The sequence below is a fragment of the Aeromonas sp. EU05-FHT14A05 genome, from assembly GCF_058791175.1.
This window is the reverse complement of the sequence record NZ_JBYTDH010000004.1, coordinates 264,394-286,514: the sequence shown is the minus strand read 5'-3', so window position 1 is coordinate 286,514 and position 22,121 is coordinate 264,394. Positions and strand designations below refer to the sequence as shown.

Here is a 22,121-nt window from a genome sequence, read left to right as displayed (position 1 = left end):
GGGTATCGCCAAGCGGTAAGGCAGCGGGTTTTGATCTCGCCATCCCTAGGTTCGAATCCTAGTACCCCAGCCATTTTTCTGTTCTCTTCCACCCTGTGGTTGACAACAAACGGCTATGTAGCTCAGTTGGTTAGAGCATCGCACTCATAATGCGGGGGTCACAGGTTCGAATCCCGTCATAGCCACCATTAATATTGCGGAAGTGGCGAAATTGGTAGACGCACCAGATTTAGGTTCTGGCGCCCTAGGCGTGAGAGTTCGAGTCTCTCCTTCCGCACCATCAAGGCAGTACCAAACAGACCAGCTCATGCTGGTTTTTTTGTGCCCGGATTTCAGCCCTTGTCTCCTCTCCTTCCCTGCCGTTCTCCCTGCTCACTGGCTTGTCAGCCCGAACCTCACCCCGCAGCGGCGGGATTGATGGCCACTAAAAAGCGGCCCGCAGGCCGCTTGTCTCTGTTTCCCCTTGTCAGAACGGGAAGAACCAGGGAATGGCGATGACGCTCACCACCATCACCAGCAGGGTAAAGGGCACACCCACGCGGATGAAGTCCATGAACTTGTAGTTGCCGGGCCCGAGCACCAGGGTATTGACCGGTGAGGAGACCGGCGTCATGAAGGCCGCCGAGGCGGCAATGGCGATGGTCATGGCGAAGGGATAGGGAGAGACCCCCATCTGCTGGGCCGTACCGAGCGCAATGGGCGCCATCAGCACCGCCGTCGCGGTGTTGGAGATGAAGAGCCCGATGGCGGCGCAGAGTACGAACAGGCTGGCCAGCATGACACGGGGCCCCATCTCCCCCACCGCCGAGATCAGCGCGCCGACGATGAGATCCACCCCGCCGGTCTTCTGCAACGCCAGGGCGAAGGGCAACATGCCGACGATCAGGATCAGGGTCGGCCAGTGGATGGACTTGTAGGCGCTCTCCATGTCGATGCAGCGGAACTTGCCCATCAGCAGGCAGGCGATGATCGCCGCTATGACGTTGGGCACGGGATCCGTCACCATCAGCACTATCATGACCGCGAGGGCGATCAGGGCGTGGATGGCCTGGCTGCGGGCCGGCGCCATCTCGTCCACCTCGGCGGGCAGGCCGAGCAGCAGGAAGTCCCTGTGGTGGGTCTGCAACTGGCGAATGAGACTCCAGTTGCCCACCACCAGCAGGCTGTCCCCCATCAGCAGCGGCTCATCCACCAGCTTGCCGGTGAGCGCCTCGCCGTTGCGGCGGATCCCCACCACGCTCAGGCCGTAGCGGGAACGAAAGGTCACCTCGCGGATGCTCTTGCCGAGCAGCCGGGATCCCGGAATGAGGGAGACCTCGGCCATGCCCACCTCCCGCGCCTGATCCGAGAAGTACTCCCCGCGCAATATCATGGGTTCGAGCCGCGCCTCGCTGCAAAACTCCCGCACATCCACCTCGGGATCGGACATGTCGATGAGCAGCACGTCCTTGGCCTGGAACTCGGTGACGCCGGAGACGGTCACCATCACCCGCCGAAACTTGCGCCAGCGCTCCAGCCCGATGACGTTGGCCCCGAAGCGGGCACGCAGCTGCAGCTCGTCCAGGGTCTGGCCTATCAGGGGAGAATCGGGGCGGATCGCCAGGCGGCGTGCCCGGCCGGCCAGGCGATAGTCGCGGATGAGGTCGCGCATTGTGCTGCGCCCCGCCTGCTTGCCCTTGCCCTCTTCCCCCTCGTGTACCAGACGGTTACGCATCAGCAGCATGTAGATCACCCCCAGCCCGAGGATCAGCACCCCCATGGGGGTGAAACCGAAGAAGCCGAAGCCCTGGATGCCATGGCGCATCAGCTCGCTGTTCACCACCATGTTGGGCGGCGTGGCCACCAGCGTCATCATGCCGCTGATGAGACCGGCAAAGCCGAGGGGCATCATCAGCCGTCCCGCCGGGATCCCCATCCGGTTCGCCACGCTCAGCACCACGGGGATGAAGATGGCCACCACCCCTGTGCTGCTCATCACGGCCCCCAGGGTCGCCACCGCCACCATCAGCAGCACCAGCAGCCGGGTCTCGCTGCTGCCCGCCACCTTCACCAGGGCATCCCCCACCTGGTAGGCGATGCCGGTGCGCACCAGCCCCTCCCCCACCACGAACAGGGCGGCGATCAGGATGACGTTGGGATCGCTGAACCCCGCCAGCGCCTGTGGCAGCGTCAGGGTGCCGCTCAACACGAACAGGATGATGATCAACAAGGCCACCACATCCATGCGCACCCTGTTGGTAATAAACAGGAAGATGGCGCCCACCAGCATACTGAGCACCCAGATCAACTCGGAATTCACACTCGCTCCTTTCGTTCATGTCCGCCGGGCGGAGAACCGCGCCAGACGCCATCAGACCACAGCCAGTCCCCCTCCATTTTGTTACATATCAAGAAAGAGGAGCCCACATCATCGCACATTCGGGTTCAGTTGCGGCCACTTTGCACGGCAGAGCAAGGGCACCGGCGCCCGCCCCTCGCGCGCCCGGGCAAAAAGTGCTGCGCGCCCTCAATGGTGCACCTAGAATGGGCCAGCCGCTGGCTGATCCGGCCCCTGCCCACCCCTTGTCCTTCGGAGAGAAGATGTCTGTTCACACCCCAACCTACCCGGAATTCACCTTCTTCGGCCGCTTCGTCGCCGATATCCAGTCCGGCCGCAAGACCATCACCATCCGCGACGAGAGCGAGGCCAACTGGCAGCCCGGCCAGCGGCTCGCGCTCTTCACCAATCCGGAGCACCAGCCCTTTGGTGCCATAGAGGTGCTCTCGGTCACCCCCGTGGCCTTCGATGAGCTGACCGACGAGCACGCTCGCCAGGAGAACATGACCCTAGCCGAGCTCAAAACCGTCATCCGGGGCATCTACCCCGCACTGCCGCCGCTCTATGTAATTGAATTCACACTGATTGAAGCCTGATTTTGTGAGCTGCCTCAGCTAACGCCGGTTGCGCTCCCAGGCCAAAAGCGCACAATACCTGTTTTTATATACAGTTAATGGGTGCGTTATGGATACACAACTTGAACCGGCCATTGCGGCCATGGTGGCGGATTTCATTGCAGCAGGCCGCCCCAAGGCGAGCGGCCTGAGCTGGCAAGAGCGGCGTGAGGGCTATCTTGCCTCTGCCGTCTTGGGGGGCGAGCGGGCAGAGGTGGGCGCCATCGAAGAGTGGCAGGCCGATCACTACGCCATCCGGCTCTACCAGCCCAAGTGCCCCCCTTGCCCCGCCTATCCGGTGCTGATCTATTTCCACGGCGGCTGTTTCGTCAGCGGGGATTTCGAGACCCACGATCGCCAGATGCGGATGCTGTGCAACAGCGCCCATGCCCTGGTGTTTGCGGTGCACACCCGCCTCGCCCCCGAGCATACCTATCCTGCCGCCCATGACGACGCGCTGGCAGCGACCCTCGCCATCCTGACCGCGCTGCCGCAGTGGCACGGCGATCCCGGGCGGGTCGCACTCGCAGGCGACAGTGCCGGTGGCCACCTCGCCCTGGTCACCACCTTGCGGCTCAAGGCGGCGGGAGCGCCACTGCCCGCCGCCCAGTTCCTCATCTATCCCATGCTCGATGCTGCGGGCGACAGTGACAGCTATCAACAGCTCGGTGAGGACTACCTTATCACCCGTGACATGCTGCTCAGCGGATTTCAGGCCTATCTGGGCGAGCTGCCCGCCAGCCATCCCGAGGCGAGCCCGCTGCACCATCCTGATCTTGCGGGGCTGCCGCCCACCCATATCCTCACGGCCGAGTACGATCCCCTGCGTGACGAGGGGGAGGCCCTCTATGGCAAACTGCTGCAAGCCGGTGTTACGGCTACCTGTCAGCGGCAGCTCGGGGTGATCCACGGTTTCTTCCAGCTGGCGGGCATCAGCCCTGCGGCCCGTCATGCCATCGCGCAGGTCGCCATGCTGCTCAAGGGGCTCTGAGTTGGATCCGGCCCCATGCCGTGCTAAAAGTGTCTCTTTTGAATCAGCGAGGTAATCCCAGTGTTTGAGATAGCGAGCCTGAAAGAGGGCATGATGCACGGGGTCGAGCTGTTCCAGCTGCTGCTGGAGATCATCTCCATCGCCTGCGTGGTGATTGGGCTTGGCAAGACCCTCTGGCTGGCGGCGCGGGTGCGGGATCACGAGCCCGGTTTTCCCCGCATTCGCCTCTGCTTCGGCAGCTGGCTCATCCTGGCCCTGGAGTTCCAGCTCGCCGCCGACATCCTGGCCACCACGGTCGCGCCGAGCAAGGAGGAGCTCGTCCGCCTCGCCATCATCGCGGTGATCCGCACCTTCCTGAACTACTTCCTCGGCAAGGAGCTGGACGCCCAGGCCGAGCGCCAGCGGGCCCCCGGCGCCGGACAGACCGAAGCAACCCGATAAGGGCCCATGGCGGCGACCATATGAGTTCGCCGCCATCCAGCCCCCCCTCTGGTCGGGATGGCGCTGTTGTGACCCTGCCCGCAGTTTTGGCAATCAGCCAATAATGGAACCCTTTTCAGGGCCCTCCCCACCCTGTCACCCCCGGCGCCCTCTGCGTAACATGGCAGGACCACTTCGCCACCGGCCGCGCTGATGCACCCTCACCCCGTTCTCGCTCTCGAGCAGTGCGTTATCTACCAGATCTACCCCATGAGTTTTCAGGACAGCGACGGCGATGGCATGGGGGACATCAACGGCATCCGCCTGCGCCTGGACTACCTGGCGACGCTCGGGGTGGACCTGCTCTGGCTCACCCCCGTCTATCGCTCCCCCAGGCGGGACAACGGCTACGACGTGGCGGATTACCGCGCCATCGACCCCGCCTTCGGTACCCTGGCGGAGATGGACTCGCTCATTGCCGAGGCGGCCGACCACGGCATGGGCATCATGATGGACATAGTCGCCAACCACACCTCCACCGAACATCAGTGGTTCAGGCAGGCGCTGGCGGGGGATCCCCGCTATCAGGCCTACTACGTCTTTCGGGACCAGGCCTTCGTCGATGCCCACCCGGTGGACTCCATCTTCGGCGGCAGCGCCTGGGAATTCGTGCCTGCGCTCGGCAGCTACTACCTGCACAACTTCGATGCAAGCCAGGCCGATCTGGACTGGGACAACCCGGCGGTGCGGGCCGAGATGGCGGAGGTGATCAACTTCTGGCTGGCCAGGGGCATCAAGGGGTTTCGCTTCGATGTGATCGACATGGTGAGCAAGGCGTGGTCGCCCCTTGCCATGAGCAACGGCCCCCGCCTGCACGACTATATTCGCGAGCTGAGCGACGCCAGCTTCGGCGGCAAGGGGATCATCACGGTCGGTGAAACCTGGGGGGCAGATCTGGCCCAGATGCGGCGCTATTCGAACCCGGATGACAGCGAGTTCAGCATGGTGTTCAACTTCGAGCACCTGGGGCTGGGGCAGGACAAATGGATCTCCCGCTTTGACCCCCTCACCTTCAAAGGCGCCATGGCCCGCCACCAGAGCGGGCTGCACGGCCAGGGCTGGAACAGCCTGTTTCTGAACAACCACGACCTGCCCCGCGCCGTCTCCCGCTTCGGCAACGACAGCACCGAATGGCGCGAGCTGAGTGCCAAGCAGTGGGCCCTGGTGCTGCACCTGATGCAGGGCACCCCCTTCATCTATCAGGGGGAGGAGCTTGGCATGACCAACCGCCGCTGGCAGCCAGAGGAGCTGCGCGATCTGGAAGCCATCAACTACAGCGCCAGCCAGCCGGATCTGGCGCCCGCCGAGCTCGCCCGCCGCCTCGATGCCATCGGCCGCGACAACGCCCGCACTCCCATGCAGTGGGACTCGGGCCCCCGGGCGGGTTTCAGCACGGCAGAGCCCTGGATCGCGCTCAACGGGAACTACCTGGAGATCAACGCCGCCGAGCAGCTGGCGCGCCCCGACTCCCTGTTTCACTGCTATCGCCGGCTGATTGCATTGCGCAAGGCCCACCCCGTCATTCGTCATGGCGACTTCGAGCTGCTGGATGGGGACGATCCCCTGCGCATCGGCTATCGCCGCCGGTGGCGGGATCCCGCCACCGGCCAGACGCAAGTGCTGCTGCTGCTCGCCAATCTCACCGCAGACCCCTTGCCCATGCCCCATTTTGACAAGCTAGCCAGCGGCGCCAGCTTGCTGATGGGCAACTACCCCGGCCAGCCAGAGTGCTGTTTCGCCCCCTACCAGACGGCGGTCTGGCTTCTCGCGGAGCCCGCCATGGCGCTCCCGCCAGACACCCATAGACCCGAGCAGAGCAGGCCAGGTCAGGGGCGTTCGGGTTGACTCTCCCCCGGGATCTGCGTATTTTGCGTCCAGATTTCATGTTGGACTGCTCTGCAATGTTGTACATCCTGTTCAAATGCTCTGTCAGGAGGCTGTGCTCCGTGCACTAACACGATGAAGTGTTGCCCGGAGCCCATCTCTTCTGAATCTTCATCAGATAGCGCTTGCGCCCTCCAGAGAGGGAGGCGACCCCGCATCTGATGAGAACAGGAAAAAGGCCGGCGAGATGCTTCATCGCCGGCCTTTTTGTTTCTGATCTTCAGGACAAAGTTTCAACATTGCTTGAAACGGGGGCCGGTACGCCAAGTACCGCCCCCGTTTTTTATGGATATAGCACCATGAGTCTGCTCAGCATTCACCATCTGACCTGTCACCTCGGTGACAAGACACTGTACCAGGACGCCAGCTTCACCCTGCTTCCCCGCGAACATATCTGCATCACCGGCAGGAACGGCGTCGGCAAAAGCACCCTGCTCAAGCTGCTCCAGGGGGAGCGCCAGCCTGACGCCGGGGATATTCTCTGGCAGCCCGGTCTTGACCGGGGCTATCTCGACCAGCATGCCCAGCTGGACGGGCAACTGACGATACGGGCATATCTGCAAACGGCCTTTGCCCCCCTCTATCGGGCCGAGGCGGAGATGATGGCCATCTATGCCAGCCCGGCGCGCTGTGCCCAGCCCCATCAGCTGGCCCTGGCCGCCAGCCTCCAGACCACCCTGGAGAGCCAGTCGTTTTACCAGATAGAGAGCCGGATCGACGAGGTGGCCGCCGGCCTTGGCCTCACCCAGCTCGGCATGCAGACCCGCCTGGCCAATCTGAGCGGCGGCCAGCGACACAAGGTGATGCTGGCCGGCTTGCTGCTGCGCTCGCCGGATCTGCTGCTGCTCGATGAGCCGACCAACTACCTGGACAGCGCCCACGTCGCCTGGCTGGCAAGCTACCTGGAGGGCTTCGCGGGCGCCTTCCTGGTGGTCTCCCACGACAGGGATTTCGTGAACCGCATCGCCACCGGCATCTGCGATATCGATCGCCTGCAGCTTCGCAAATACCAGGGCAACCTCGACAAGGCCATGGCCCAGAAGGGGGCGGATGATGTCGCTCACGCCCGGCAATACCAGGCGCAGCAGAGGCAGATCGACAAGCTGGAGCGATTCATCGCCAAGAACGGCGCCGGGGTCAACGCCAGCATCGCCAACGGCCGCAAGAAGCAGCTGGCGCGCATCGAGCGCCTGACCAGCCCGGAGCGGGACAAGGGGGTCTCCCTCGCGTTTCGCAGCGCCGGGGGCGGCGGCCAGCAGGTGCTCGCCGCCTCTGAACTGGTCATCGGCCATGATCGCGCGCTGCTGGCGCCCCTGACCCTGACCCTATGCCGGGGGGAGAAGGTGGTGATCGCCGGGTTCAACGGCGTCGGCAAGTCCACCCTGCTCAAGACGCTGGCGGGGGAGCTGGCCCCCCTGGGCGGTGGGCTCAGTCTCGCACCCGGGGTCAAGGCGGGCTACTTCGAACAGGCGCTGCACTGGCCCCATCCGGATGCCAGCCCGCTCGCCCTGGTGAAGGCCGCCTGCCCCGCCCTCGATGACAAGGGCGCCAGGCTGCATCTGGCCCGGGTCGGCATCAGGGGCAAGCTGGCACTGCAACCGATCGCCGCCCTGAGTGGCGGGGAGCAGAACAGGGTGAAACTGTGCCGACTGGCCCTGCAACCCAGCAACCTGCTGATCCTGGACGAACCGACCACCCACCTGGATGCCGCCCTCAAGGCAGCCCTACAACAGGCGTTGCAGGACTATGCCGGGACTGTGGTGGTGGTCTGCCACGAGCAGGCCTTCGTGGCCGGCTGGCCGGACCGGGTGCTGGACATTCACGCCCTCGCGTCCACCAACTCGGTATCACATGCGTAAGGTGAAGATCATGTTATTGAATGTATTGCTCTTTTTTATTGCGTTCCTGGTGGGTGCCGATGAGCTGATGCTGGGCCCCCTGCTGACCCCCATAGGCCGGGAGCTGGGGGTCCAGCCCGAGCGGGTCACGCTGTTCATCACCGCCTACAGCCTGGCGCTGGCGCTGATCGCCCCCCTGCTCGGCAGCCTCTCGGATCGCCTCGGCAGGGTGAGGATCATGCTGCCCGCCGCCCTGCTGTTCGGGGCCGCCTCCCTCGCCACCGGCCTGGTCGATAGCTTCGAGTGGGGGCTGGCAAGCCGGGTGTTCACCGGCCTCGCCAGTGCCGGCATGCTGCCCATCGCCTTTGCCCTGGCGGCAGACGGCACGGGCAAAGATGCCATGAAGCGCATTGCCTGGGTGCAGTCCGGCCTGACGCTGGGCATGATAGCGAGCCCGGCGCTGGGGGCGCTGCTCGCGCAGTGGCACTCCTGGCGCGCCGCCTTTATCCTGCTCGGCCTCTGTGCCTGGGGAGTGGCGGCGGCCCTGGCCCTGCTGCCCGCCGGCAGGTCTTTGGCAGACACATCAGCGACGCAGCAGGAGGATAAGGGCGTCCGCCTGCTGGCCATCCCGGGGGCGGCCGGCGCCCTGCTGGCCATGTGCCTGGGCCTGGGCGGCGGCATTGGCCTGTTCAATCTGGTCGGCCAGCACCTGCGCGACACCCTGGGCCTGTCGATGGGGTCTGTGGGGCTCCTCTATGGGGCCCTCGGCATCATCAGCGTCATCGGCAACCTGCTGATGCCCCGCTTGTCTGGCCGGGTCGAGAGCGGGCGCGTCTTGATGCGCCTGGCCCTGGTGGTCTGCGTGCCGGTCAGCGTCGGCTTCTATCTCTCTCCCGCCTCACTGCCTGCCCTGCTGCTGCCGCTCGGGCTGTGGGCGCTGGCGGGCGGCATAGGATCCCCCGCCCTGCAGGGCCACATTGCCGGGCTCTCGTCGGCCCACAGGGGCATGCTGATGTCGCTGGCGATGACCATGATGCACCTCGGGGTGGCGCTCTGGTCCGCCGTCGCCGGGTTTGCCTACAGTGCGGGGCCTGTGGCCCTGGCACTGCTGGCCATGGCGCTCTTTGGCGGGGCCATCGCCGCCCTGCGCCCCGTCCGACCCGGGGCCTGATGGGCAGATCCGCACTATCACACGCAACAAGGGCTCCCTCGGGAGCCCTTTTTCGTCTCAAGGGAGCGCATCAGGCCGGGATGCTGGCCAGCTCGTGGCGCTTCAACGCCAGCAACGTGATGAGGAAAGCGGCGCTGGCGATCAGCGCCATGCCCACATAGGTGGCGCTGAACCCCGGGGCCAGCTCGGCCGGGCTCAGGCTCGCCAGGTTGTGGCTGGTCCCGGCCGGCAGGGCCCCGTGGAACAGCACGGCGCAGATGGCCACCCCGACCGCGCCCCCCAGCTCGCGACCGAAGTTGAACAGGGACATGCCGATGCCGCGATCTTCCCGCGGCAGGGCGTTTTGCACCACCACAGAGAGCGCCGGCAGCACCAGCCCCAACCCCAGGCCGGCGAAGCCCAGCCCCAGATTGGCCAAGAGATCGAAATGGATCTGCCACAGGGCCAGCGCCGCTAGGGCGAAGCCCACCACCACGAAGCGCTTGTAATGACCGGAGTGGCCGATCAGCTTGCCGCCGACGAAGGCCCCCGCCGTGATGCAGACCATGAAGATCACCATGTAGAGGCCGCTCTCGCTGGCCCCCATCCCCTTCTGCCACTGCATCTGCAGCGGCAGGTAGACCAGCACGGCAAACATCAGCAGTTGCGAGGCCAGCGCCAGCAGCACGCTCACCAGATAACCGGGCAAGCGGGCCAGATGGGCGGGCAGTATGGGATCCTGGGCCCGTCGCTCCACCAGGATGAGCAGCAGCAGGGCCAGCGCCAGCCCCGCCGCCAGCCAGATGGCGGACAGCGCCGTCTCCGGCGAGAGCAGCAGCAGGGAGAGGGTGGTGACGGTGATGAGCAGCCCCGCCCCCTTCCAGTCGAAGCGACTGTGCCGGCGCACGTTGAGGTGGCCCAGATTGCGGTTCACCAGCCAGAGCGCCAGGGCCCCGAGGGGCAGGTTGATCCAGAAGATCCAGCGCCAGCTCAGCTGCTCGGTGAAATAACCCCCGAGCAGGGGACCGGCGATGCTGGAGACCGCATAGACCGCCGAGATGTAGCCCTGATACTTGCCCACCTCCCGCGGGGGAATGCAGTCGGCGATGACGGTGAAGGCGAGCGCGATCAGGCCGCCGCCCCCCAATCCTTGCAGCACCCGGGCCGCCAGCAGGGTCGGCAGATCCTGGGCCAGGGCGCAGGCCACGGACCCTGCCAGAAACAGGCCTATGCCGATGTTGAGCATCCGCACCCGGCCGAACAGATCGCTCAGCTTGCCGTAGATGGGCAGGGCGGCGGTGGCCGCCAGCAGGTAGGCGGTCACCACCCAGGTGAGGGCGGCGCCGGCGTTCAGCTCGGCTCCTATGATGGGCAAGGGGGTGGTGACTATGCTCTTTTCCAGTGAGCCCAGGGCGATCACCAGGGCCACGCTTGAGAAGACGGTTTTTGGGGACATAAAAGAGGCTCGCTACTGTGAGTTGCCGGCACCCGAGGCGCAGAGCGCATTATTGTCTCATAAATCAGCAGCCCATGGTCAAACCCGCCGCCTGCCCAGGCCATGACGGCGGTCGCGGCATCCGGGGAGCGGATCTGGTACTGTGCTCTTTTGGCCGAGGAGGAAGTACCCCATGTCCGAGCAGTTCCAGTTTGAACAATACGACGCCCTGATCTTCGATATGGACGGCACCCTGGTGGACTCCATGCCCCTGCACCTGGATGCCTGGGAAACCACCAGCGCCGAGTTCGGCCTGCCGTTCGATCGGGCACAGCTCAACGAGTACGGCGGCATTCCCACCCGCAAGATAGTGGCCATGCTGGCCGAACAGCACGGGCTGGCCATCGACGTGGAGGCCTTCGCCCGCCGCAAGATAGCCCTCTACCTGGAGCGGATCGACAAGGTCCGCGTCTTCCCCGCCATGTGGGAGCTGGTCAAGCGCTGCCACGGCAAGGTGCCCATGGGCATAGGCACAGGCTCAACCCGGGATCATGCGACGCACATACTGAGAAATACCGGCCTCGATGCCTTCATCCCCGTGCTGGTGAGCGCCGACGACGTGACCAACCACAAGCCCCATCCCGACACCTTCCTGAGAGTGGCCGAGCTGCTCGGCGCCAACCCGGCCAACTGCCTGGTGTTTGAAGACACCCCCATCGGCATCCAGGCGGGCAAGGCTGGCGGCATGACCACCTTGCTGGCCACCGAAGGGGCGCTGCAACGGGTGTGAGACCGGGTTAGCGACGCCCCCGCCACTGCTGCCAGAGTCCGCCAAGGAAGGCGAGCAGGAAGAGGCCCAGGGCCATCTCCCAATGGAAAGTGAAATAGAGATCCGCCGGCAGGGACGCCAGATAGATAAACAGGACGCTGAACAGGCCGCGACAGAGCGGCCCTTTCAAGACAGACCAGCGCAGCAGCGTGGCAACGCCTGCCCCCTTGCCAGACAGGGCCATCAGCTCATCCCCAGCAGGCCGAGAATGCCGGCGACTGTGTACCACGGATTGTGCACCCTGCGCTCCTCTTCCAGCGCCCCATGATCCTGCAACAGCATCAGCGCCTCGGCCGGGGTATCGGCAAAAGAGGGGGCAACGACAGTCACAAACCCCTGCTCGACCAGTTGGCGACGCTCATCGTCATAACCGACCGCCCAGGTATCGAGATAGGTAAATGACTGGCCTTGTTTGAAGAAGTGATAGCGAGACATGGTGGGCTCCGAGGCATTGGACCCCCACTCTACACCGGCGATTGCAAACTGGCTCACCCCGAATGGGTAGCCAGCGCAGTCTCAAACAGGCCGAACGCTCTTCATGACATGACTCCGCACAAGGTGTGATATCCACCGCTAGAGGGCCGATGGTCCGCTCAAGCGGGCAGTTTCATGCCAGCGAAAAACCCGGGAGCACAGGGCCAAGGGGGCGTAGGCCAGGCGCAAAGTGCCATAAAAAAACGCCCCGTCCGGGGCGTTTTTACCAACAACCGCCGTTACATGGCGTTGGTGGATTCGAAGATCTTGTCGGCGGACGCCTCGACGAAGCCCGGGTAGAGCACGCCGTCCGGCTGCGGGTAGCGCAGGGCGAACTCGTAGAAGCAGCTCGGTATGGTGCGCACGCCGTCGCTGAAGGGCACCTCGGCCTTGTCCGCCATGGTGGAGGATTGCTCCAGCATCACCTGGGGATCCCCCTTCACCTCGCCGCCGACGGTATTGAGCACGAAGCCCGCCGCCTTGAGCGCCTCGTTGACCTGCTCTATGGTCTCAAAATCGGCAAGCCGGTTGATATTGACGGTGAAGTGGTTGGCACGATAACCCCAGGCGGCCATCCAGGCCGCATACTCGCTCTCTGCCAGCAGGGTCTGGTAGTCGGCGTGGGAGACCTGCCAGGGGGCGCCGGCGTAGAGGAAGGCCGGGGTGTCGGTCAGGTGATCGGGCACCTGATCCACCAGCTTGTGGATGATGGCCTGGGCGCCTTCCGAGAGCTCTTCCACCTTCAGCTCGCTGATGAACACCTTGGGCGCGTCAGGATCGGCATGTTCGAAGTGCTTGGCATAGAGCTTCTTGGCCTTGAACACATACTCGCCCTTCTCCTCGTACCCCAGGGCACGGAAGTGGGCCGCCAGTTTCTCGAGACCGAGCTTGGGCAGGTTGTAGGTCCGAAACGCCACGTGATCGTTGATGATGGGGGCACCGCCCCCCAGCAGTTGGTGAACCTTGTGGGCACTGGGGGTGACTTGAATGTAGTTGTCCCACAGATGGCCAAACAGGGTCTCGATATCCTTTTGCATCTCTCTTTCCTTTGATTGCGGGTACAGACAAGGGCACCTGTTCAGTGCCCCTCTTTTATTTTCTTGTTATCAGAAGGTCAGACCGGGAGACAGCTGATCCGGCATGGCGGCCTTGCTGTCTTCGACGGAGGCGACCGGAGATATGACACAGCAGTCGTCGGCATTGAGCCATCTCGTCTGCATCGCTATCTCCATGAACGATTAAAACGTCAAACCCGGGGACAGCTGATCCGGCATGCTCGCCTTGCTGTCTTCTACCGAGGCAACCGGATAGGCACAGTAGTCAGCGGCGTAGTAGGCGCTCGCTCTGTGGTTGCCGGAGGCACCTATGCCACCAAACGGCGCGGCACTGGAGGCGCCCGTGATGGGCTTGTTCCAGTTGACTATGCCGGCACGGATCCGCTTGAAGAAGTGGTTCCAGTCCGCCTCGTTGTCGCCAAGCAGGCCGGCGGAGAGGCCGAAGCTGGTGGCGTTGCCCTGGTCGATGGCGGCATCGAAGTCGTCGTAGCGAATGAGCTGCAGCAGCGGGCCGAAGTACTCTTCGTCCGGCAGCGCGCTGACCGCGGTCACGTCTATGATGCCCGGGGAGACGAAGCCGGTGCCCGCTTCCAGGTGCTTGAGGCTGAGCAGGCTCTCGCCGCCGAGCGCTTGCAGCTTGGCCTGCGCCTCGACCATGCCGAGCGCCGCGCGCTCGCTTATCATGGCCCCCATAAAGGGCTGCTCGGCGGCGTCATAGAGACCGACCCTGATCTGGCCGACCACCTCCACCAACCGTTTGACCAGCGCATCGCCGCGCTCGCCACGCTCGACGAACAGACGGCGGGAGCAGGTGCAGCGCTGGCCGGAAGTGATGAAGGCGGACTGGACTATGGCATGGACGGCGCCGTCGATGTCGCTCACATCCTTGACGATGAGAGGGTTGTTGCCCCCCATCTCGAGGGCCAGGATCTTGCCCGGCTGACCGGCAAACTGCTGGTGCAGGAAGTGGCCGGTGCGGGACGAGCCGGTAAAGAAGAGGCCGTCGATATCCGGATTGCCGGCCAGCGCCTTGCCGGTCTCCACCTCGCCCTGCACCAGATTGAGCACCCCCTTGGGCAGCCCCGCCTCCTGCCAGATCTTCAGCATGGCCTCGGCCACCATGGGGGTCAGCTCGGAAGGTTTGAACACCACGGCGTTACCGGCGATAAGCGCAGGCACTATGTGACCGTTGGGCAGGTGGCCCGGGAAGTTGTAGGGGCCGAACACGGCGACCACGCCGTGGGGCTTGTGGCGTACGAACGCCTTGGCGCCCGGCATGGGATTCTCGACCGTGCCGGTACGCTCGTCATGGGCGCGGATGGAGATGGCGATCTTGCCCTGCATGGCCGCCACTTCGGTGCGGGTCTCCCACAGCGGCTTGCCGGTTTCCCGGGCTATGGTCAGGGCCAGCGCTTCCTTGTGCTCGCCGAGCAGATCGGCATAACGGCGCACTATGGTCAGACGATCCTCGAGGGCCAGATCGGACCAATGGTAGAAGGCCGCGCGGGCAGCCTTGACGGCGGCGTCCACCTGGGCTGCGCTGGCCGCCCCCCCCTGCCAGATCACTTCGTTCTTGGCCGGATCTTTTGATTCGAACGGCTTGCCTTCACCGGCCAGCCACTGGCCATCGATAAACTGGACTAAAGACATCATCAATTCACTCCCTGTGGTGCACAGGCCGCCTCGGCAGCCTGCTTCAATGTGGTGATATGGATCCGTTATTCCAGATCGACGACCCGAACCATGTCGCCACTCTCCACCTTGAGGGCGGCCGCCATCTTGGGCGGTATGATGGCTTCGTGCTTGTCCAGATCGACCCGGATGTTGCCGTAGCAGGCGCGGTATTGCTCGAACCTGGCATTGCAGACGAGATAGGTATGACCGCCGATGGGTTCACCCACCAGCACCGCCAGCTTCTGGCTGCGGCGCACGCTGCGGATGTGCTTCACGTCGCACTCGACGGTGGGGCCGGCATCGAAGATGTCGACATAACCACGGTTCACGAAGCCCTCGTCCTGCAGCATCTTGATGGCCGGACGGGTCTTCTCGTGGGTCTGGCCTATGACGGCGCGCGCCTCGTTGCTCAGCAGGTTCACGTAGATGGGGTACTTGGGCATCAGCTCGGCGATAAAGCGCTTCTTGCCGATGCCGGTGAGGTAATCGACGGTGGGAAAGTCCATCGAGAAGAAATGCTTTTGCAGCCACTCGTAGAAGGGGCTGTGACCGTTCTCATCGGAGACGCCGCGCATCTCGGCGAAGACGGTCTTGTCAAACAGCTCGGGGTGCTCGGCCATGAACAGGAAGCGGTGCTTGGAGAGCAGACGGCCATTGAGCCCCTCGCGGGCACATTCGCGCAGAAACAGGGTGCACAACTCGGAGTTGCCGGTGTAGTCGTTGGAGAGCGTGAGCGTCTCCACCACGTTGTAGATGCCGAGCTTGGGGGAAGAGTGCACCACCTTGCCGATATGGTAGTTGTAAAACGGCTGGGACAGGCCGACCGCCGCGTCTATGGCGCAGGTACCGACCATCTCGCCGGTCTCCAGGTCTTCGGCCACGAAGAAGTAGAGGCAATCGCCCTTGCCGGCGGGCTTGTCCAGGAAGGTCTGGGTCGAGGCATCGATCTTGCGTTGCAGCAGTTCATCGTTGACCGGCAACGAGGTCATGCCGGTGCCGGATTCGATGGCACAGGTCTTGAGGCCGGCGAAGTCGCGCTGCTCGATAGGACGGATAACCAACATAAATGACAACTCCCTTTCATTGACGACAGGTGGGGTCCCGGCTCCTGCCGGGAGGGCTCCCCACCTCAACTTGGATCAGGCGTTGACCACCTGAGCAACCGCTTTCTCGAACCGTGCCAGCCCTTCATTGATGTCCGCTTCCGGGATCACCAGGGAGGGGGCGAAACGCACCACGTTGGTGCCTGCCACCAGCGCCATCAACCCCTGGTCGATAGAGGCCAGCAGGAAGTCACGGGAGCGTCCCTTGTAGTCATCGTTCAGCACGGCGCCCAGCAGCAGGCCCTGGCCACGCACTTCGCTGAAGCAGTGGTACTTGGCGTTGATGGCGGCGAGACCGTCACGGAACAGCTGCTCGCGCTGCTTGATGCCGTTCAACACCTCCGGGGTGTTGACCACGTCCAGCACGGCTTCGGCCACGGCGCACGCCAGCGGGTTGCCGCCGTAGGTGGAGCCGTGAGTGCCCACTTTCAGGTGAGACGCGATCTCGGTAGTGGTCAGCATGGCGCCGATGGGGAAGCCGCCGCCGAGCGCCTTGGCGCTGGTGAGGATGTCCGGTGTGACGCCAAGGCCCATGTAGGCAAACAGCTCGCCGGTACGACCGACCCCGGATTGCACCTCGTCATAGATCAGCAGGGCATTGTGCTTGTCGCACAGCTCGCGTACCCCTTTGGCAAACTCGTCGGTGGGGCTGATGATGCCACCCTCACCTTGCAGCGGCTCCATCACCACGGCGCAGGTATTGTCGGAGATGACGGAGGCCAGCTCGGCCAGATCGTTGTAGGTCACGTGGGTGATGTCGGCGGGCTTTGGACCGAAGCCATCGGAGTAGGCCGCCTGGCCGCCGACGCTGACGGTGAAGAAGGTGCGACCGTGGAAGCCCTGGTGGAAGGCGATGATCTGGGTCTTGTGGGCACCGAACTTGTCGATGGCGTAACGACGGGCCAGCTTGAGGGCGGCTTCGTTCGCTTCGGCGCCGGAGTTGCAGAAATAGACCTTCTCGGCAAAGGTGGCGGCGACCAGCTTCTTGGCAAGGCGCAGGGCCGGCTCGTTGGTCATCACGTTGGAGAGGTGCCACAGCTTCTCGCCCTGGGTTTTCAGGGCCTCGACCAGCTTGGGATGGCAATGGCCCAGACCATTGACCGCGATCCCGCCCGCGAAGTCGACATACTCGCGGCCTTCCTGATCCCAGACACGTGATCCCTCACCGCGCACCGGAATGATCTTGGCGGGCGCATAGTTGGGAACCATCACTTCATCAAACACTTCACGTGTCACTGCCAACAACTCTGACATATTGCTCTCCTGCTAGCTCGCGGCAGAATAATCCACCGCCCAAAAGTTAAATCCGTGTAAACGTGGCGGAATTATCACAGAAAAAAAGTAAAAAGTCTGTAACTTAACCGCCAATGAGGAACAATGTTCGATTGCCCGTGAGATTTTAGGCAACCGCATTGCATAACGGCTCAGGGGGTGTTGGCAAGAGATAATTTGGGCAGGAAGCAGGGTGAATAAAGTGTCAGGGAAAATTTTTTTGGCCTCATTTCGATTATGAGACGAGGATCACGATTTTTTCAGGAAACGGCCAAAAAGTTGGCCAGCAACTGGTGGCCCTGCTCGCTCAAAATACTCTCCGGATGGAACTGAACCCCTTCCAGCGCCACTGTTTTATGGCGCAGCCCCATGATCTCGTCCATGGAGCCATCGGCGTGTTCGCTCCAGGCGGTCACCTCGAAACAGTCGGGCAGGGTTTCGCGCTCCACGATGAGGGAATGGTAGCGGGTGACCCGCAGCGGATCCTTGAGCCCCTTGAACACCCCCTCCCCTGTATGGCGGATGAGGGAGGTCTTGCCGTGCATCACCTGACGGGCACGGACCACATGGGCGCCGAACGCCTGGGCCAGGGACTGGTGGCCGAGGCATACGCCAAGAATGGGTATCTCACCGGCAAAACGGGAGATGGCCGCCAGCGAGATACCCGCCTCGTTCGGCGTGCAGGGACCGGGAGAGATCACCAGATGGCTTGGGGCAAGCCGGGCTATCTCTTCCAGACTGAGCTCATCGTTGCGCCTGACCATCACCTCCTGCCCCAGGGCGCCGAAATATTGCACCAGGTTCCAGGTAAAGGAGTCGTAGTTGTCGATGAGTAACAGCATGCAAAAGCCCTGAGAATGAGGTCGAGGCGGTGATCGGACAGCCCATTGTGGCTATCTACGGACAAACGCCGCGCATTCTGGCATGTCTGCCTGGGTTAATAAACCGCTGAGGGGCTGTCGCACGGGTATGGAGACGGCCTCTTTTCTACAAGATTAACTCTCTGTCAGCTCGACGGCATTGCCCCATGCAACCCATGCCCTTTAGCAGGGAGGCAAACGAGAGCAGGCAGAAGACGCCGGATAGCCCATGACTGGACTGGGGAAAAGGCGAAGCAAGGCGCGAGGGCCAAAAGCGGGGGTGTGAAATGGCGGCCCATCGGCAGATGGGCAGAGCCCGGGAGCGCCTCAGCGATCCAGATAACGCCCCTGCTCCAGCTCGCGCTCGCGCTGGCATTCGGCCAGATAGATGGCGGCGGCGATGGCCGGGGTCTTGTGGTGCTTGTCGATGGCATTGGAGACCATCAGCTGCAGGGTGTTGAGGTTCTTGGCCTTGCGGAACTTGCGCAGCCAGTGGCCCTTGTCACTCAGTTCTTCAATCACTGTATTTGATTCGACAGACATGCTTTCTCTTGGGGCAAGCGCCCGCGTTTGACATTGGAAGAGGAGATGACGAACCAGGGGTCGGGTAAAACAAAGAAAGCCAGGCAAATACCCAGCTCTCTACAACTACACCTTCCCAGTATGTCAGGCTCGAGGAACGAAGCCGACAACATCATATACGCTGATCAGGGTTTTTTCAGCCCTTTCCCGCGCCTTTTGTGCGCCAGCCGCCAAAATTGCCTGCAGATGAGTCTCATCCTGACGCAGCTCGCGGAAGCGGGCCTGGATGGGCTCCAGCAGGGCGACCACGGCATCGGCCGTCTCGCTCTTGAGGTGGCCGTACATCTTGCCCTCGAAGTGCTGCTCGAGCTCGGGGATGGAGCGACCAGTCACCCCGGACATCAGGGTCAGCAGGTTGGAGACTCCTGGCTTGTTCTCGGGATCGAAGCGCACCACGGCCGGCTCGTCGGAGTCGGTCATCGCCCGCTTGATCTTCTTGACGATCTGCTTGGGATCTTCCAGCAGGCCGATGAAGTTCGCCTCGTTGTCGTCGGACTTGGACATCTTCTTGGTGGGATCCTGCAGGCTCATCACCCGGGCACCGTCGGTCGGGATGAAGGGCTCAGGCAGGGTGAACACCTCGCCGTAGAGGTTGTTGAACCGGGTGCAGATGTCGCGGGTCAGCTCCAGATGCTGCTTCTGGTCGTTGCCGACCGGCACCTGGTTGGCCTGATAGAGCAGGATGTCCGCCGCCATCAGCACCGGATAGCCGAACAGGCCGACGTTGACGTTGTTCTCGAAACGGGCGGACTTGTCCTTGAACTGGGTCATGCGCGACAGCTCGCCCATCTGGGTGTAGCAGTTCAGGATCCAGCCGAGCTCGGCGTGCTGGGGCACGTGGGACTGGATGAAGACGGTGCTCTTGGCCGGATCTATGCCGACCGCCAGATAGAGGGCGGCGGCATCCAGGCACGCCTTGCGCAGGGCGGCAGGCTCCTGGCGGGTGGTGATGGCGTGCAGATCGACGATGCAGTAGAGGCAGTCGAAGTCATCCTGCATGTTGACCCACTGACGCAAGGCTCCCATGTAGTTGCCTATGGTCAGCTGGCCCGAGGGTTGGGCCCCGCTCAATACGATTGGTTTAGCCATGAATGTGTTGATCCTTGTTATTCTGCCAACAGGGCATCGAGCTCTGCAAACTGCTCGCATACCCAGTCAGGGCGGGAATCTGCGATGGGACGGCCATAGTTGTAGCCGTAGGTGAGCCCCACCACCTTCATGCCGGCAGCCTGGGCGGCCAGCACATCATTTTCGGAGTCCCCCACCATCAGGGTGCGGGACGGGCTGACCCCAAGCTCGTGGCAGGCGTGCAGCAGCGGATCCGGGCTCGGCTTCTTGACTGGCACGCAGTTGCCCCCCAGCCAGAGAGCGAAACAGTCGCCGATGCCGAGGGCATCCAGAATGGGCTGCACGAAGTGACTCGGCTTGTTGGTCACCACGGCCTGCCGGTAACCGAGCGCCTGCAGGCGACGCAGGCTCTGCTCCACCCCGTCATACATGGCCAGCCCTTGCAGCAGGCAGGCCTGATAGTGCTGGTCGAACAGGGGGCGGGCCTTGGCAAACAGCTCGGGCGCCTCGCGATAGTCCAGCGCACGCTGGATCAGCTTGTCGGCGCCGTTGCCGACCCAGGTGCGCACCACGGCCTCGTCGGCCTCGGGCAGCCCCAGATCGGTCAGGGTGCGGTTGACCGCCAGCGCCAGCTGGGAGGCGCTGTCAATCAGGGTGCCATCCAGATCGAACAGTACCAGATCGAAGGGACGTTCAACGGACATGAGCCAGCTCCGCCCGCATCTGGTCGATCACCGCCTTGTAATCCGGCTTGCCGAAGATGGCGGAGCCCGCCACGAACATGTCAGCCCCGGCGGCGGCGATCTCGCGAATGTTCTCCACCTTGACGCCACCGTCGATCTCGAGGCGAATGTCACGGCCGCTCTCGTTAATCAGGCGACGCACCTGGCGCAGCTTGTCGAGGGTGCCGGGGATGAAGCTCTGACCACCAAAGCCCGGGTTGACCGACATCAGCAGGATCACGTCCAGCTTGTCCATCACGTACTCCAGGCAGGTGAGCGGCGTGGCCGGGTTCAGCACCAGACCGGCCTGGCAACCCTGCTCCTTGATGAGACCCAGGGTACGGTCCACGTGATCGGAGGCTTCCGGGTGGAAGGTGATCAGGTTGGCACCCGCCTTGGCGAAATCGGGCACGATGCGATCCACCGGCTTGACCATCAGATGCACATCGATGGGGGCCTCGATGCCGTAGTCACGCAGGGCCTGACAGACCATGGGGCCTATGGTCAGGTTGGGGACATAGTGGTTGTCCATCACGTCGAAGTGAACCACGTCGGCCCCGGCGGCCAGCACCTTGGCCACATCCTCGCCCAGGCGGGCAAAGTCGGCGGAGAGGATAGAGGGGGCAATCAGAAAGTCTTTCATCAGCGTCATCCATTGGCAGCGTGGCAGAAAAAGCGGCGCAATTTTACCGCAAACGTGGAATGAAAACGACCCGCAAGTGCAGAAGACGCAAGCCGCGAGGCTCACCGCAAACACGGAATGAAAACGACCCGCGCTTGCCCGACCAGACAGGCGCAATGCCTGGGCAGAAACGACAACGGTCCCCGCAGGGACCGTTCATGACTCAACCGACAGAGACCAGCTCGGCCTCACCGGGGTAATAGCCCTGCTCGGGGGCTATGCCGGGCGGATAGAGCGCCAGCAGCTCGGCCACCTTGTTGCGGCTGCCACCGTTGCGGCTGATGGTGCGCTTGACCAGGATCTCGTCCAGCCGGGCCCCGCGGTAGAGTTCCCGGGTCAGCTCGATGTCGTGGTTGCTGATGAGCACGGGCACCCCCTTGTGGGCGGCGGTATGACGGGCCAGCCTGGCCAGCAGGGCCTGATCGTCCAGGGTGAAGCCGCCGGCCGAGTAGGTGGTGAAACTCGCCGTGGTGGAAAGCGGCGCATAGGGGGGATCGCAGTAGATCACCCAGTCCTCCTCCGCCCTGGCCATGGCATCGGCATAACTCTCGCAGATGAAGGTGGCCTTCTGGGCCTTCTCGGCGAAGGCCCACAGCTCTTTCTCCGGGAAATAGGGCTTCTTGTACGAGCCAAACGGCACGTTGAAGCCGCCCTTCTTGTTGTAGCGGCACAGGCCGTTGAACCCGTGGCGATTCAGAAACAGGAACAGCTGAGCCCGTTCGAACCCGGCTTCGGTCTGGTTGAACTGGGTGCGCAGCCGATAATAGGCGGTCTTGTGGTTGTGCTCGGCCACAAACAGCTTGCGCGCCTCGCGGATGAAGTTGTCCGGCTGCCGCTTGAGGTGATTGTAGAGACCGATCAGATCCGGATTGATGTCGTTGAGCACATAGGCATCGTAATCCGTGTTGAGAAACACTGAGCCCGCTCCGACGAAGGGCTCCAGCAACACACGCCCGGCCGGCAAGCGCTCGGCAATCTCTTCGACCAGGGAGTATTTTCCCCCGGCCCATTTTAAAAACGCGCGTGTTTTTTTCATGGAAGTCCGGTGTTAAGAAGGCAATGCCCAAAAAAGGGGGACGATTCTACCCCCT

Annotated in this window: 21 protein-coding genes and 3 tRNA genes; 10 read left to right on the top strand and 14 right to left on the bottom strand. The window is 63.2% G+C overall.

Annotated features, from left to right (window positions below):
- The 3 genes from AC3WR3_RS08495 to AC3WR3_RS08485 all read left to right on the top strand — a co-directional run bounded on the left by AC3WR3_RS08495 (position 1) and on the right by AC3WR3_RS08485 (position 280).
- Positions 1-73, top strand: a tRNA-Gln gene (locus AC3WR3_RS08495).
- Between the two features lie 38 nt (positions 74-111).
- Positions 112-188, top strand: a tRNA-Met gene (locus tag AC3WR3_RS08490).
- An 8-nt stretch (positions 189-196) separates the two neighbouring features.
- Positions 197-280 (top strand) — tRNA-Leu (locus AC3WR3_RS08485).
- Positions 281-466: 186 nt separating this feature from the next.
- Here the strand turns inward: AC3WR3_RS08485 and AC3WR3_RS08480 are convergent.
- A complete protein-coding gene (locus AC3WR3_RS08480) occupies positions 467-2,299 on the bottom strand; it encodes an SLC13 family permease (RefSeq protein WP_492291639.1) in 1,833 nt (610 codons plus the stop codon).
- Between the two features lie 281 nt (positions 2,300-2,580).
- Here AC3WR3_RS08480 and yqfB point away from each other — a divergent pair, with 281 nt between their 5' ends.
- From yqfB to AC3WR3_RS08450, 6 genes are all read left to right on the top strand, one after another.
- Complete coding sequence (yqfB, locus tag AC3WR3_RS08475) at positions 2,581-2,913, top strand: N(4)-acetylcytidine aminohydrolase (protein WP_492291638.1); 333 nt, start codon at positions 2,581-2,583, stop codon at positions 2,911-2,913.
- A gap of 88 nt (positions 2,914-3,001) precedes the next feature.
- Positions 3,002-3,922 carry an alpha/beta hydrolase gene (locus AC3WR3_RS08470; protein WP_492291637.1) on the top strand — a complete coding sequence of 307 codons (921 nt, stop codon included), beginning with the start codon at positions 3,002-3,004 and terminating at the stop codon, positions 3,920-3,922.
- 60 nt (positions 3,923-3,982) lie between these two features.
- On the top strand, positions 3,983-4,363 hold the full coding sequence (locus tag AC3WR3_RS08465; protein WP_247625780.1) for a DUF1622 domain-containing protein: 381 nt from the start codon (positions 3,983-3,985) through the stop codon (positions 4,361-4,363).
- A gap of 249 nt (positions 4,364-4,612) precedes the next feature.
- Complete coding sequence (locus tag AC3WR3_RS08460; protein WP_492291636.1) at positions 4,613-6,247, top strand: alpha-glucosidase; 1,635 nt, start codon at positions 4,613-4,615, stop codon at positions 6,245-6,247.
- A gap of 338 nt (positions 6,248-6,585) precedes the next feature.
- Positions 6,586-8,145 (top strand): ABC-F family ATP-binding cassette domain-containing protein, encoded by a 1,560-nt coding sequence (locus AC3WR3_RS08455; RefSeq protein WP_492291635.1) that lies wholly within the window; start codon positions 6,586-6,588, stop codon positions 8,143-8,145.
- 10 nt (positions 8,146-8,155) lie between these two features.
- The gene (locus tag AC3WR3_RS08450) at positions 8,156-9,295 is read left to right on the top strand and encodes an MFS transporter (RefSeq protein ID WP_492291634.1); all 1,140 of its coding nucleotides are present in this window, start codon (positions 8,156-8,158) and stop codon (positions 9,293-9,295) included.
- A 70-nt stretch (positions 9,296-9,365) separates the two neighbouring features.
- Here AC3WR3_RS08450 and AC3WR3_RS08445 read toward each other — a convergent pair whose 3' ends face one another.
- Positions 9,366-10,730 (bottom strand): MDR family MFS transporter, encoded by a 1,365-nt coding sequence (locus tag AC3WR3_RS08445; protein ID WP_492291633.1) that lies wholly within the window; start codon positions 10,728-10,730, stop codon positions 9,366-9,368.
- A gap of 172 nt (positions 10,731-10,902) precedes the next feature.
- Here AC3WR3_RS08445 and AC3WR3_RS08440 point away from each other — a divergent pair, with 172 nt between their 5' ends.
- Positions 10,903-11,499, top strand: a complete 597-nt coding sequence (locus AC3WR3_RS08440) for an HAD family hydrolase (protein WP_202046456.1) — start codon at positions 10,903-10,905, stop codon at positions 11,497-11,499.
- Between the two features lie 7 nt (positions 11,500-11,506).
- Here the strand turns inward: AC3WR3_RS08440 and AC3WR3_RS08435 are convergent, their stop codons facing one another.
- From AC3WR3_RS08435 to AC3WR3_RS08380, 12 genes are all read right to left on the bottom strand, one after another.
- Positions 11,507-11,722: a hypothetical protein gene (locus AC3WR3_RS08435; RefSeq protein WP_319912760.1), complete on the bottom strand. Its 216-nt coding sequence runs from the start codon at positions 11,720-11,722 to the stop codon at positions 11,507-11,509.
- The gene (locus AC3WR3_RS08430) at positions 11,722-11,973 is read right to left on the bottom strand and encodes a hypothetical protein (protein ID WP_492291632.1); all 252 of its coding nucleotides are present in this window, start codon (positions 11,971-11,973) and stop codon (positions 11,722-11,724) included. Before AC3WR3_RS08430 ends, AC3WR3_RS08435 begins: the two co-directional genes overlap by 1 nt.
- A gap of 278 nt (positions 11,974-12,251) precedes the next feature.
- Entirely contained in the window at positions 12,252-13,049 is a 798-nt protein-coding gene (locus AC3WR3_RS08425; protein WP_492291631.1) for a DUF1338 domain-containing protein, read from the bottom strand.
- 201 nt (positions 13,050-13,250) lie between these two features.
- Positions 13,251-14,720 (bottom strand): succinylglutamate-semialdehyde dehydrogenase, encoded by a 1,470-nt coding sequence (gene astD, locus AC3WR3_RS08420; RefSeq protein ID WP_492291630.1) that lies wholly within the window; start codon positions 14,718-14,720, stop codon positions 13,251-13,253.
- 65 nt (positions 14,721-14,785) lie between these two features.
- Entirely contained in the window at positions 14,786-15,805 is a 1,020-nt protein-coding gene (gene astA, locus AC3WR3_RS08415) for an arginine N-succinyltransferase (protein WP_025326162.1), read from the bottom strand.
- Positions 15,806-15,880: 75 nt separating this feature from the next.
- Positions 15,881-17,098: an aspartate aminotransferase family protein gene (locus AC3WR3_RS08410; RefSeq protein ID WP_492291629.1), complete on the bottom strand. Its 1,218-nt coding sequence runs from the start codon at positions 17,096-17,098 to the stop codon at positions 15,881-15,883.
- Between the two features lie 278 nt (positions 17,099-17,376).
- Positions 17,377-17,958 (bottom strand): aminodeoxychorismate synthase component II, encoded by a 582-nt coding sequence (locus AC3WR3_RS08405; protein ID WP_492291628.1) that lies wholly within the window; start codon positions 17,956-17,958, stop codon positions 17,377-17,379.
- Between the two features lie 345 nt (positions 17,959-18,303).
- Positions 18,304-18,519, bottom strand: coding sequence for a hypothetical protein (locus AC3WR3_RS08400; protein WP_106887541.1), 216 nt, complete (start codon positions 18,517-18,519; stop codon positions 18,304-18,306).
- Between the two features lie 123 nt (positions 18,520-18,642).
- Positions 18,643-19,647 (bottom strand): tryptophan--tRNA ligase, encoded by a 1,005-nt coding sequence (gene trpS / locus AC3WR3_RS08395; RefSeq protein ID WP_025326158.1) that lies wholly within the window; start codon positions 19,645-19,647, stop codon positions 18,643-18,645.
- Positions 19,648-19,664: 17 nt separating this feature from the next.
- The gene (locus AC3WR3_RS08390; RefSeq protein WP_290030104.1) at positions 19,665-20,330 is read right to left on the bottom strand and encodes a phosphoglycolate phosphatase; all 666 of its coding nucleotides are present in this window, start codon (positions 20,328-20,330) and stop codon (positions 19,665-19,667) included.
- The gene (gene rpe, locus AC3WR3_RS08385; RefSeq protein WP_265435809.1) at positions 20,320-20,991 is read right to left on the bottom strand and encodes a ribulose-phosphate 3-epimerase; all 672 of its coding nucleotides are present in this window, start codon (positions 20,989-20,991) and stop codon (positions 20,320-20,322) included. Before rpe ends, AC3WR3_RS08390 begins: the two co-directional genes overlap by 11 nt.
- A 202-nt stretch (positions 20,992-21,193) precedes the next feature.
- Positions 21,194-22,066 carry a Dam family site-specific DNA-(adenine-N6)-methyltransferase gene (locus tag AC3WR3_RS08380; protein WP_025326155.1) on the bottom strand — a complete coding sequence of 291 codons (873 nt, stop codon included), beginning with the start codon at positions 22,064-22,066 and terminating at the stop codon, positions 21,194-21,196.
- Positions 22,067-22,121: the final 55 nt, after the last annotated feature.

Excerpts from the sequence above, each read along its gene's own strand:
- AC3WR3_RS08470 (WP_492291637.1), top strand. The coding sequence starts at position 3,002 with ATGGATACACAACTTGAACCGGCCATTGCGGCCATGGTGGCGGATTTC.
- AC3WR3_RS08380 (WP_025326155.1), bottom strand. The coding sequence starts at position 22,066 with ATGAAAAAAACACGCGCGTTTTTAAAATGGGCCGGGGGAAAATACTCC.
- AC3WR3_RS08435 (WP_319912760.1), bottom strand. The coding sequence starts at position 11,722 with ATGGCCCTGTCTGGCAAGGGGGCAGGCGTTGCCACGCTGCTGCGCTGG.
- AC3WR3_RS08410 (WP_492291629.1), bottom strand. The coding sequence starts at position 17,098 with ATGTCAGAGTTGTTGGCAGTGACACGTGAAGTGTTTGATGAAGTGATG.
- astD (WP_492291630.1), bottom strand. The coding sequence starts at position 14,720 with ATGATGTCTTTAGTCCAGTTTATCGATGGCCAGTGGCTGGCCGGTGAA.
- AC3WR3_RS08400 (WP_106887541.1), bottom strand. The coding sequence starts at position 18,519 with ATGTCTGTCGAATCAAATACAGTGATTGAAGAACTGAGTGACAAGGGC.
- AC3WR3_RS08405 (WP_492291628.1), bottom strand. The coding sequence starts at position 17,958 with ATGCTGTTACTCATCGACAACTACGACTCCTTTACCTGGAACCTGGTG.
- astA (WP_025326162.1), bottom strand. The coding sequence starts at position 15,805 with ATGTTGGTTATCCGTCCTATCGAGCAGCGCGACTTCGCCGGCCTCAAG.
- AC3WR3_RS08460 (WP_492291636.1), top strand. The coding sequence starts at position 4,613 with ATGAGTTTTCAGGACAGCGACGGCGATGGCATGGGGGACATCAACGGC.
- AC3WR3_RS08430 (WP_492291632.1), bottom strand. The coding sequence starts at position 11,973 with ATGTCTCGCTATCACTTCTTCAAACAAGGCCAGTCATTTACCTATCTC.
- AC3WR3_RS08445 (WP_492291633.1), bottom strand. The coding sequence starts at position 10,730 with ATGTCCCCAAAAACCGTCTTCTCAAGCGTGGCCCTGGTGATCGCCCTG.
- AC3WR3_RS08440 (WP_202046456.1), top strand. The coding sequence starts at position 10,903 with ATGTCCGAGCAGTTCCAGTTTGAACAATACGACGCCCTGATCTTCGAT.
- AC3WR3_RS08425 (WP_492291631.1), bottom strand. The coding sequence starts at position 13,049 with ATGCAAAAGGATATCGAGACCCTGTTTGGCCATCTGTGGGACAACTAC.
- yqfB (WP_492291638.1), top strand. The coding sequence starts at position 2,581 with ATGTCTGTTCACACCCCAACCTACCCGGAATTCACCTTCTTCGGCCGC.
- AC3WR3_RS08450 (WP_492291634.1), top strand. The coding sequence starts at position 8,156 with ATGTTATTGAATGTATTGCTCTTTTTTATTGCGTTCCTGGTGGGTGCC.
- AC3WR3_RS08455 (WP_492291635.1), top strand. The coding sequence starts at position 6,586 with ATGAGTCTGCTCAGCATTCACCATCTGACCTGTCACCTCGGTGACAAG.
- rpe (WP_265435809.1), bottom strand. The coding sequence starts at position 20,991 with ATGAAAGACTTTCTGATTGCCCCCTCTATCCTCTCCGCCGACTTTGCC.
- trpS (WP_025326158.1), bottom strand. The coding sequence starts at position 19,647 with ATGGCTAAACCAATCGTATTGAGCGGGGCCCAACCCTCGGGCCAGCTG.
- AC3WR3_RS08390 (WP_290030104.1), bottom strand. The coding sequence starts at position 20,330 with ATGTCCGTTGAACGTCCCTTCGATCTGGTACTGTTCGATCTGGATGGC.